At 67.1% G+C, this 10,562-nt stretch carries 11 protein-coding genes; 7 read left to right on the top strand and 4 right to left on the bottom strand.

Annotated features, from left to right (window positions below):
- Together AC27VN_RS20475 and rsmA are read left to right on the top strand one after the other, a co-directional pair.
- The coding region (locus AC27VN_RS20475) for a peptidylprolyl isomerase (protein ID WP_490877689.1) at positions 1–1,230 on the top strand (1,230 nt) is incomplete at its 5' end.
- A 10-nt stretch (positions 1,231–1,240) separates the two neighbouring features.
- Positions 1,241–2,008, top strand: a complete 768-nt coding sequence (rsmA, locus tag AC27VN_RS20470; protein ID WP_490877688.1) for a 16S rRNA (adenine(1518)-N(6)/adenine(1519)-N(6))-dimethyltransferase RsmA — start codon at positions 1,241–1,243, stop codon at positions 2,006–2,008.
- Positions 2,009–2,113: 105 nt separating this feature from the next.
- Here rsmA and AC27VN_RS20465 read toward each other — a convergent pair whose 3' ends face one another.
- From AC27VN_RS20465 to AC27VN_RS20450, 4 genes are all read right to left on the bottom strand, one after another.
- Positions 2,114–2,371, bottom strand: a complete 258-nt coding sequence (locus AC27VN_RS20465; protein WP_143129161.1) for a hypothetical protein — start codon at positions 2,369–2,371, stop codon at positions 2,114–2,116.
- Positions 2,350–2,775: a barstar family protein gene (locus AC27VN_RS20460; protein WP_093344142.1), complete on the bottom strand. Its 426-nt coding sequence runs from the start codon at positions 2,773–2,775 to the stop codon at positions 2,350–2,352. The genes AC27VN_RS20465 and AC27VN_RS20460 overlap by 22 nt, the downstream gene beginning before the upstream one ends.
- Positions 2,776–2,825: 50 nt before the next feature.
- On the bottom strand, positions 2,826–3,242 hold the full coding sequence (locus tag AC27VN_RS20455) for a guanyl-specific ribonuclease (protein ID WP_093344141.1): 417 nt from the start codon (positions 3,240–3,242) through the stop codon (positions 2,826–2,828).
- A 201-nt stretch (positions 3,243–3,443) separates the two neighbouring features.
- Complete coding sequence (locus AC27VN_RS20450) at positions 3,444–5,792, bottom strand: NADP-dependent malic enzyme (protein ID WP_093343554.1); 2,349 nt, start codon at positions 5,790–5,792, stop codon at positions 3,444–3,446.
- A 180-nt stretch (positions 5,793–5,972) separates the two neighbouring features.
- Here AC27VN_RS20450 and AC27VN_RS20445 point away from each other — a divergent pair, with 180 nt between their 5' ends.
- The 5 genes from AC27VN_RS20445 to AC27VN_RS20425 form a co-directional block, all read left to right on the top strand.
- Entirely contained in the window at positions 5,973–7,022 is a 1,050-nt protein-coding gene (locus tag AC27VN_RS20445; protein ID WP_490877687.1) for an SPFH domain-containing protein, read from the top strand.
- A gap of 103 nt (positions 7,023–7,125) precedes the next feature.
- Positions 7,126–8,619: a DUF4178 domain-containing protein gene (locus tag AC27VN_RS20440; protein WP_490877686.1), complete on the top strand. Its 1,494-nt coding sequence runs from the start codon at positions 7,126–7,128 to the stop codon at positions 8,617–8,619.
- A gap of 57 nt (positions 8,620–8,676) precedes the next feature.
- Complete coding sequence (locus tag AC27VN_RS20435) at positions 8,677–8,895, top strand: DUF350 domain-containing protein (protein ID WP_019653703.1); 219 nt, start codon at positions 8,677–8,679, stop codon at positions 8,893–8,895.
- Positions 8,892–10,457 (top strand): polyamine aminopropyltransferase, encoded by a 1,566-nt coding sequence (locus AC27VN_RS20430; protein ID WP_490877685.1) that lies wholly within the window; start codon positions 8,892–8,894, stop codon positions 10,455–10,457. The genes AC27VN_RS20435 and AC27VN_RS20430 overlap by 4 nt, the downstream gene beginning before the upstream one ends.
- Before the next feature lie 19 nt (positions 10,458–10,476).
- Positions 10,477–10,562, top strand: an 86-nt coding sequence (locus AC27VN_RS20425; RefSeq protein WP_490877690.1) for a twin-arginine translocation signal domain-containing protein, incomplete at its 3' end; no start/stop codon positions are given.

Here is a 10,562-nt window from a genome sequence, read left to right as displayed (position 1 = left end):
TTCATCGTCGCGCTGGTCAATTCCGAACCGATCACCAACACCGAGGTGCTGACCCGCGTGCAGCGGCTGATCCAGGAGAACCCCGACGCCGAGCGCGTGCCGCGCCCGGAACTCGGACGCATGGTGCTCGAGCGGCTGATCTCCGAGCGCGCGCAATTGCAGCTCGCGAAGGAAACCGGCATCAAGGTCGACGAGATCGCCATCGACCAGGCCGAACAGACCGTCGCGCGCCAGAACCAGCTGACCCTGCCCGAGCTGCGCCAGCGCGTGGCCGCCGAAGGCATCAGCCTGCAGGCCTTCCGCAACGACCTGCGCGACCAGCTCCTGCTCACGCGCCTGCGCGGCCGCGAGGTCGATTCGAAGGTCAAGGTCAGCGACGCCGAAGCCGACCAGTTCCTGCAGGACCAGCGCAACAGCGGTGGCAAGGGCGATCCGTCCATGCTGAACCTCAACCTCGCGCAACTGCTGGTGGCCGTGCCCGAGAACGCCACCGACGCGCAGGTGGCGCAGGCGCAGCAGAAGGCCCAGGGCCTGGCGCAGCGCGCGCGCGCCGGCGAGGACTTCTCCAAGCTGGTGCAGAGCAATTCCGACGCCCCCGATCGCGCCAATGGCGGCGCGCTCGGCATGCGCACGGCCGACCGTTATCCACCGCTGTTCGTCGAGGCCGTCCAGTCCACGGCCGTGGGCGGCATCGTCGGGCCGGTGCGCTCGTCCGCCGGTTTCCACGTCGTCAAGGTGATCGCCAAGGAACAGGTCGGCTCGGCCGACGCGGTGGTCACGCAGACCCATGCGCGCCACATCCTGCTGCAGAACGACCCCAAGCGCACCACCGAGCAGGCGGTGGCGCAGCTGGCCGAATTCAAGCGGCGCATCGAGGCCAGCGGCGGCAGCGTCGACTTCGCCAGCCTGGCGCGCGACAACTCGCAGGACGGCAGCGCCAAGGACGGCGGCGACCTCGGCTGGGCACGCCCGGGCATGTACGTGCCCGAGTTCGAGGAAGCCATGAACCGCCTCGCGCCGGGGCAGATCAGCGATCCCGTGGTGTCGCGCTTCGGCGTCCACCTGATCCAGGTGCTCGAGCGCCGCAACGTCAAGCCGAGCCAGGACGAGCAGCGCGAAGCCGCCCGGGCCGTGCTGCGCGACCAGCGCACCGAGGAAGCCTTCAACACCTGGGCGCAGGAAGTGCGCGCGCGCGCCTACGTCGAGTTCCGCGAGCCCCCGCAGTCCTGATCGACACACGATGGCGCACATTCCCAGGAAGCGCTTCGGCCAGCACTTCCTGTCCGACGGCGGCATCATCGACGCGATCGTGCGCGAGATCGCGCCGCAGCCCGGCGATCCCATGGTCGAGATCGGCCCCGGCCTCGCGGCGCTCACGCAGCCGCTGGTCGAGCGGCTCGGCCGGCTCACCGTGATCGAACTCGACCGCGACCTCGCCAAGCGGCTGCGCAGCCATCCGCAGCTCGAGGTGGTGGAGTCCGACGTGCTCAAGGTCGACTTCGCGGCGCTGGCGGCGAGGGTGCCGACCACCGCGCTGCGCGTGGTCGGCAACCTGCCCTACAACATCTCCACGCCGATCCTCTTTCACCTGCTGGGCTATGCCCACCTCGTGGCCGACCAGCACTTCATGCTGCAAAAGGAAGTGATCGACCGCATGGTGGCGCGGCCCGCCACCTCGGACTACAGCCGCCTGAGCGTGATGCTGCAGTGGCGCTACGAGATGGAGAACGTGCTGTTCGTGCCGCCCGAGAGCTTCGATCCGCCGCCGCGCGTCGACAGCGCCGTGGTGCGCATGGTGCCGCTGGCCGCGCCGCCGGTGGTCGATGCGAAGCGGCTCGAGGAGATCGTGCAGGTCGCGTTCAGCCAGCGCCGCAAGCTGCTGCGCCACACGCTCGGCAAATGGCTCGACGAGCACGGCTTCGCCGGCGAATTCGACACGCAGCGGCGCGCCGAGGAAGTGCCGGTCGACCAGTACGTGGCGCTGGCGCAGACGCCGGGACTCGGCTGAAGCGGCCGAGCCGTTGCGCGGGCCGCGAGAGAAACGAAAAAACCCGTCGATGACGGGTTTTTTCTTGCGGTGCCGGAACGCGTCCGGCGAGCGCTTCTTTCTTGATTACGCCGCGGCGAGCCAGTAACCCGCGTTGAACGGGCTGCTCATGCGCAAGGCGAGCGGCGAGACGTCGACCAGTTTGTCGGTCGGCATTTTTTCGCCGGTGGGTTCGTCGGTCGCGGTGGCCGTCACCGCGGGGGGGACGGTCGCCGGGTCGATCTGGATGCCATCGAGGGTTGCCGCGCTGGTCGGCTGGGCCTCGTTCGCCCGTTCTGCTTGGCTGGTTTGTGCAGAACGGGCTACAGAAAAGAATAGAAGCACCGGAAGGGCACCTTGCGGTCGCCCCAGTAGTCCGACGCGTCGCGGAAGATGTCGAGCAGCTGCTCGCGCGCTTCCTTGTCGAACTTGCCGTTGGCCGGGATCTGTTCGAGAACGATCACGAAACCGGGCTGCGGGCCCGATTTATGCAACGGATCGGTCATGCAGTCGTACAGCGCGTCGAAGTTCTTGCCGAAGTGCGCCGGAAAGGTGAACTGCTGGGCGATCAGGTCGAGCACGTCCTGCTTGGTCTGTGCGTTGCCGAGGTTGGCATACAGGAAGTGCTGGCCCGCCGCATTGGCGGCGTCCTGCAGGTCGCTCACGCGGAACGCGCGAATCGATTGCACGATGTTCGGGCGTACGGCACGAAGGGATAAAGTCATCTCCGCTGGTCTTTCCATAGTCATCATCATTTCTTCGGGGCGCTTCGGTGCGCCGCTCAAGTCGTTGTCGTCGCTCATGGCGTGATCCGTCTGAAACTCGCGTAGTGGTCCGCCGTGTACCAGCAGGCCTCGGGTGCCGTTCGCTTCTCGCCGCCGCACACGATGCGCCGGGCACCGCGATCGCGCGATCCGGGCGTGCTCACCGTGTACTCGCGATAGTGGCCGCGCCGGGCCGAGGGCAGGAGCCGCTCGCGATTGCCGAACACCGAGCCGTCCTTGTCGTACCGGAAGGGACCGCCGTTCAGGATGGCTTCGTAGGTACGCTGGCCTTGCACCGGCAGCTCGGCCAGCGCAATCGTTTCCTGGGCGGTGGAATTCCCGGCGCCGAACCATCCGCGGGCCTCGGCCCCCGTCGTCGCCAGCGCTGCCAGCATGAAGCCGGTGAGCGCAAACTTAGCGACAGAGGACGTGATCGAGGCGCAAGACGCCATCGCCATAAAGAGGCACCACAAGAAAAGAGCGGGGGGTTCGGATCAGCGATCAACCTTGGGGTTAACCCGCAAATCCAAGCCCGCGAGTGTGCACCACGCTGGCGAAAATAGCAAGCGACTGCCCAAAGTTTGAGCAGCATCGAGGGCTTGACAGGGACGCCATAAGTTGGCGTCCACTCTCGAAGAAATGCTTGCTAAAGCTTAACGTTCTGCGTTGGCGTCGGCCACCGTGAGCGCCGACATGTTCACGATGCGCCGCACGGTGGCGCTCGCCGTGAGAATGTGCACAGGTTTGGCCGCTCCGAGCAGCACCGGGCCGATCGCGATGTTGCCGCCGGCCGCCGTCTTGAGCAGGTTGTAGGAAATGTTGGCCGCGTCGATGTTCGGGAAAACCAGCAGGTTGGCATCGCCGGCCAGCGCGCTGTGCGGCATGACCACCGCGCGCTGCTTGCTGTCGAGCGCCACGTCACCGTGCATTTCGCCATCGACCTCGAGCCAGGGCGCCTGCACGCGCAGCAGGTCGAGCGTCTTGCGCATCTTCAGCGCGCTCGGCTCATTGCTGGTGCCGAAGTTCGAGTGCGACAGCAGCGCCGCCTTGGGCTTGAGGCCGAAGCGCATCATCTCCTCGGCCGCCATGGTCGTGATCTCGGCCAGTTCCTCGGGCGTCGGGTCGTAGTTGACGTGGGTGTCGACCAGGAACACCTGGCGGTCGGGCAGCAGCAGGCCGTTCATGCAGGCATACACCGGCACGTCCTGCGGGGTGCTGGCGCAGCCGCCGGGGCGCTTGCCGATCACCTGGTCGATGTAGTGCAGGTGGATCAGCGTGGTGCCCCAGGTGCCGCAGATCATGCCGTCGACCTCGCCCTTGTGCAGCAGCATCGCGCCGATCAGCGTGAGGCGGCGGCGCATCTCGATCTTGGCGACCTGCACCGTGATGCCCTTGCGCTCGGTCATGCGGTGGTAGGTCTGCCAGAAGTCGCGGTAGCGGTGGTCCTGCTCGACGTTGACCACGTCGTAGTCGAGTTCTTCCTTCAGGCGCAGGCCGAACTTCTCGATGCGCTGGGCGATGATGGCCGGACGGCCGATCAGCGTCGGGCGCGCGATGCCCTCGTCGACCACGATCTGCGCCGCGCGCAGCACGCGTTCTTCCTCGCCCTCGCAGTAGGCCACGCGCTTCTTCGGCGCGCGCTTGGCGGCGTCGAAGATCGGCTTCATGGTGGTGCCCGAGGCATAGACGAAGCTCTGCAGCTTGTCGCGGTAGGCGTCCATGTCCTTGATCGGACGCAGCGCCACGCCGCTTTCCTCGGCCGCCTTGGCCACGGCCGGCGCGATCTTCATCATCAGGCGCGGGTCGAAGGGCTTCGGGATCAGGTATTCGGGGCCGAACGACAGCTTCTCGCCGACGTAGGCGGCCGCCACGCGCTCGCTCTGCTCGGCCTGCGCCAGCTCGGCGATGGCGTGCACCGCGGCGATCTCCATCTCGTCGGTGATCGTGGTCGCGCCCGAGTCGAGCGCGCCGCGGAAGATGTACGGGAAGCACAGGACGTTGTTGACCTGGTTCGGGTAATCGGTGCGGCCGGTGGCCATGATGATGTCGTCGCGCACCGTGCGCGCGTCTTCGGGCGTGATTTCCGGATTCGGATTGGCCAGCGCGAAGATCACCGGGCGCGTCGCCATCTTGGCGACCATCGCGGGCTTGAGCACGCCGCCGGCCGACAGGCCGAGGAACACGTCGGCGCCCTCGATCACCTCGGCCAGCGTGCGCGCCGTGGTGTTCTGCATGTACTGGCGCTTGTCGTCGTCCATCAGTTCGGTGCGGCCTTCGTAGACCACGCCGGCCAGGTCGGTCACGAACACGTTCTCGCGCTTCAGGCCGACCTTGAGCAGCAGGTTCAGGCAGGCCAGCGCCGCGGCGCCCGCGCCCGAGGTCACGAGCTTCACGTCGGCGATGTCCTTGCCGGCCACCTTCAGGCCGTTGAGCATGGCCGCCGCCACGGTGATCGCCGTGCCGTGCTGGTCGTCGTGGAAGACCGGGATCTTCATGCGCTTGCGCAGCTCGCGCTCGACGTAGAAGCAGTCGGGCGCCTTGATGTCCTCGAGGTTGATCGCGCCGAAGGTGGGCTCGAGCGCGGCGATCACCTCGACCAGCTTCGCGGGGTCCTTCTCGTCGATCTCGATGTCGAACACGTCGACGCCGGCGAATTTCTTGAACAGGACGCCCTTGCCTTCCATCACCGGCTTGGAAGCCAGCGGGCCGATGTCGCCGAGCCCCAGCACCGCGGTGCCGTTGGTGATGACCGCCACCAGATTGCCGCGCGCGGTGTACTTGAAGGCGTTGGCCGGGTCCTTGACGATTTCCTCGCAGGGCGCGGCCACGCCGGGCGAGTAGGCCAGCGACAGGTCGCGCTGGTTGACCATCTGCTTGGTCGCGGCGATCGAGATCTTTCCGGGGACCGGGAACTCGTGGTACTCGAGGGCGGCACGTCGAAGTTCGGCGCGTTTGTCTTCGGGCGAGGGAGTCGAGGATGACGAAGGGGTCGTGTCAGACATGTGCCGTTGCTCCTGAGGCGCTTCTTCTGGGGGCGCCGATTGTAGACCTCGGACGATGACGGACTATGACGCCTGGCCAGGGTGCAGCCATGACCAAAATGACCAAAAGCACGGGTCCGCGGTCAAGTCGCTGTGGCAATATGCCAAGTCCGCACAAAAACCCTCTAGAGGAGCGCAGCCATGGCCCTGATGGATTTCATCAAGAAACAGTTCATCGACATCATCCAGTGGACCGAGTCCGGCGATGGCACGCTGGCCTGGCGCTTCCCGATGGCGGAAATGGAAATCCAGAACGGCGCCTCGCTGACGGTGCGCGAGTCGCAGGTCGCGGTGTTCGTGAACGAAGGCCAGGTGGCCGACGTGTTCGGCCCCGGCATGTACAAGCTCAGCACGCAGACGCTGCCGGTGCTGACCTACCTGAAGAACTGGGACAAGCTCTTCGAGTCCCCGTTCAAGAGCGACGTCTACTTCTTCAGCACGCGCCAGCAGGTCGACCAGAAGTGGGGCACGCCGCAGCCCATCACCATCCGCGACAAGGACTTCGGCGCCGTGCGCCTGCGCGCGTTCGGCAACTACTCGTTCCGCATCGGCGACGCCAAGCTGTTCCACACCGAGATCTCGGGCACGCGCGACATCTACACCGTGGCCGACCTTGACGGCCAGCTGCGTGGCCTGGTGCTGCAGAACATCAGCAACGCCATCGCCTCCAGCGGCGTGCCCTTCCTCGACCTCGCGGCCAACCAGATCCAGTTCGCGCAGGCGCTGGCGGCCCAGCTGGTGCCCGAGTTCGCCAAGATCGGCATCAAGCTCGAGAACATCACGGTCCAGAACGTCTCGCTGCCCGAGGAACTGCAGAAGATCCTCGACCAGAAGATCGGCATGGGCATGGTCGGCAACGACATGGGCAAGTTCATGCAGTACCAGACGGCGCAGGCGATCCCCAAGTTCGCCGAGGGTGCCGCCAACGGCGGCGGCATCGCGGGCGACGCGATGGGCCTGGGCGCCGGCGTGGCGCTCGGCCAGGTGCTGGCGCAGAACCTCGCGCAGGGCCTGAGCCCGAACGCGGCGGCGCAGGCCGCGGCCGTCCAGCAGCAGCCGGCGGTGGCGGTGGTGAACCCCAACGACGTGATGACCACGCTCGAGAAGCTCGGCGAACTCAAGACCAAGGGCATCCTGACCCAGGAAGAGTTCGACGCCAAGAAGGTCGAACTGCTCAAGAAGCTGGTCTGACCCGGCGCTATGTTCTGTATAGCGCCTGACGCCCGCTCGACGGGCGTGAGAGGCATGATCGGCTGGAAGAATGCTGCGGGCCTCGCGCCCGCGCGCGTGCGCCATGGCTGAGGAAGCCGGCGGCACCCAGCGCTACTACCGCGCGCCCTGCCCCGGCTGCGGCGCGCCGGTCGAGTTCCGATCGGCCCAGTCGACCCATGCGGTCTGCCCCTACTGCCAGAGCACCGTCGTGCGCCAGGGCGACACGCTCGCGCGCACCGGCAAGATGGCCGAGCTGTTCGACGACTTCAGCCCGCTGCAGCTGTTCGCCGCGGGCCGGATCCAGGACAAGCCCTTCACCATCGTCGGCCGGCTCCAGTACAAGTACGCCGGCGGCCGCTGGACCGAGTGGATCGCGGCCCTCGACGGCGACCGCACCGGCGTGCTCAGCGAGGACAACGGCGCCTACGTCTTCTCGCTGCCGTTCGAACTGCAGCGCACGCCGCCGGCCGCGGTCGACCTGCGCGTGGGCGCCACCAGCGCCTTCAACGGCCAGAGCTACACCGTCGCCTCGAACGAGGAGGTGACGCTGGTCTCGGCGCAGGGCGAACTGCCGCACCTGCCCGAGCTCGGCCGGCCGTTCCAGGTGGTCGAGTTGCGCAACGACAAGGGCCTGGTGCTGAGCCTGGACTACGGCTCGCAGCCGCCGGCCGCCTCGCTGGGCCGTTCGGTCGATCTCGAATCGCTGCAGCTCACGGGCCTGCGCGAGGACTCGGCCAAGGACGAGAAGGGCCGCAGCTTCAACTGCCCCAACTGCGGCTCGCCGGTCACGCTCAACCTGGCCGACAGCAAGAGCGTCACTTGCCGCTCGTGCAACAGCATCATCGACCTGTCGCAAGGCATCGGCGGCGAGCTCAAGCATGCGGCGCAGAACGAGCCGGTGCGCCCGCTGATCGCGCTGGGCAGCATGGGCCAGCTGCAGGGCGCCCAGTGGCAGGTGGTGGGTTTCCAGCACCGCATGGGCAGCGAGCCCGGCGACGACGAGCAGTTCGGCTGGGACGAGTACCTGCTCTACAACAAGAAGCGCGGCTTCAGCTTCCTGGTCGACGCCGAGGACGGCTGGAGCATGGTGCGCCCCACCACCGGCGCGCCGGTGATGGCCGAGAACGGCAGCACCGCCACCTACCTCGGCAAGCGCTACCAGCAGCAGTACGCCTACAACGCCGAGACCACTTACGTGGCCGGCGAGTTCTACTGGCAGGTCGAGCGCGGGCAGAAGACCTTCAACCGCGACTTCGCGGTCGGCGGCGCCCTGCTGTCGATGGAGCGCTCGGTCAACGAGCTCACCTGGTCCTCGGGCAGCAAGATCGACAGCGGCGCGGTCGCCACGGCCTTCAAGCTCGATGCCAAGAAGGACCTGTTCGAGCGCTCCGATGCGTCGCCGGTCAGCGCGGCCTCGGGGCTGGGTTGCGGCACGATCGTGGTGATCGCGATCGTGATCATCGTGCTGCTCATCATCCTGAGCACCTGCAGCAGCAGCAGCGGCGGTTCGGGCGGCGGCTACCGCAGCTCGGGCGGCTCCTACGGCGGCTCCTCGAGCGGCGGCGGCCACAAATGACGAAGATCGCGCTGCCGATTCATCGACTGATAGATACAGATACGACTGGAGGTCCCCATGGGATTTGAATGGCTGAAACCTGGCGTGGTCCTCGGATCGCTCGTGTACGCGCTGATCGGCGTGGTGATCTTCTGGCTCTGCTTCCTGATCATCGACAAGATCACGCCCTATGACCTCTGGGGCGAGATCGTCGAGAAGCAGAACGTGGCGCTGGGCCTGGTCGTCGCCGCGATGAGCCTGGGCATCAGCATCATCGTCGCCGCCGCCATCCATTGAGCGAGGAGCAGGCCCTGTCCGCGCGCCCGGCCGATGCGCGCGGGCCGCAGCCCGTCGAGATCGCGCTGCTCGCCAGCGTCTTCGTGGTGGCCGCCTGCGGCCTGGTCTACGAACTCAGCGCGGCGGCGCTCAGTTCCTACCTGCTGGGCGACTCGGTGCTGCAGTTCAGCACCATCATCGGCACCTACCTGTTCGCGATGGGCGTGGGCTCGTGGCTGTCGCGCTATTTCGACCGCCAGCTGCCGGCCCACTTCCTGCGCATCGAGCTGATGGTGGCGCTGATCGGCGGCGCGCTGCCGGCCGTGCTGTTCCTGGCCAACGCCTACGCGCCGGGCGCGTTCCGGCTGCTGCTGTACGGGCTGGTGGTCGTGGTCGGCACGCTGGTCGGGCTCGAGATCCCGCTGGTGATGCGCATCCTGCGGCGCAACGTCGCGCTCAAGAACCTGGTGTCGCAGGTGCTGACCTTCGACTACCTCGGCGCGCTCGCGGTGTCGGTGGCCTTCCCGCTGATCCTGGTGCCGCAGCTCGGCATGATCCGCACCGGCCTGCTGTTCGGCTTCATGAACGCGGCGGTGGCGGTGTGGGCGCTCTGGCTGTTCCGCCACGAGCTGCGGCGCGTCGGCGCGCATGCGCTGGCCTGCTTCCTGTCGCTCGCGGTGCTGCTGGGCGGCTTCATCGGCGCCGACCACATCACCACGCTGGCCGAGGACAAGTTCTACCAGGACCGCATCGTCTTCAGCGCCACCTCGCCCTACCAGCGCATCGTGGTCACGCGCGGGCTGCTCGGGCACCGGCTGTTCCTCAACGGCAACCTGCAGTTCGCCGAGCGCGACGAATACCGCTACCACGAGGCGCTGGTGCACCCCGTGATGGCCGCGCACGGCGCGCCCAAGAAGGTGGCGGTGCTCGGTGGCGGCGACGGCATGGCGGTGCGCGAGGTGCTCAAGTACCCCTCGGTGGAGTCGGTCACGTTGGTCGAGCTCGATCCGAACATGACGAAGCTGTTCACCGACCACGAGACGCTGGCCGCGCTCAACGGCCATTCGCTGTCGTCGCCGAAGCTCAAGATCGTCAACACCGATGCTTTCCAGTGGCTGCAGCAGCGCAGTGACGATGACCTGTTCGACGTGATCGTGGTCGACTTTCCCGATCCCACCAACTTCGCGATCGGCAAGCTCTACACCAACAGCTTCTATGCGCTGCTCGACAAGCGCCTCGCGGCCAGCGGCTACGCGGTGATCCAGACCACTTCGCCGCTGGTGGCGCGCAAGAGCTTCTGGACCGTGGCGCAGACGGTGGAGTCGGTGGGCCTGACCGCGACGCCCTACCACGTGCACGTGCCGAGCTTCGGCGAATGGGGCTTCATCATCGCGAGCCACCGCCCCTACCGGAAGCCCGACGCGCTGCCCGCGGGCCTGCGCTTCCTGTCCGCGCCCACGCTGCCGCTGATGTTCGACTTCCCGCTCGACATGGCGCGCGTGCCGGCCGAGGTCAACCGGCTTTCCAACCAGGTCCTCGTCACCACCTACGAACAGGAGTGGGGCAAGGTCATGGCACATTGAGCGCGCGGGCGATGCGGCCATGAGGCGGCGCAGCTTCCTCGGCACGGTCGGCGCCGCCGGTGCGCTCGCGCTCGCCGGCTGCGATGCGCCGCCACCCATCGAAGG

The organism is Variovorax sp. 20P10.2.4 (assembly GCF_058244205.1).
This window is presented reverse-complemented; position numbering and strand designations above follow the sequence as displayed.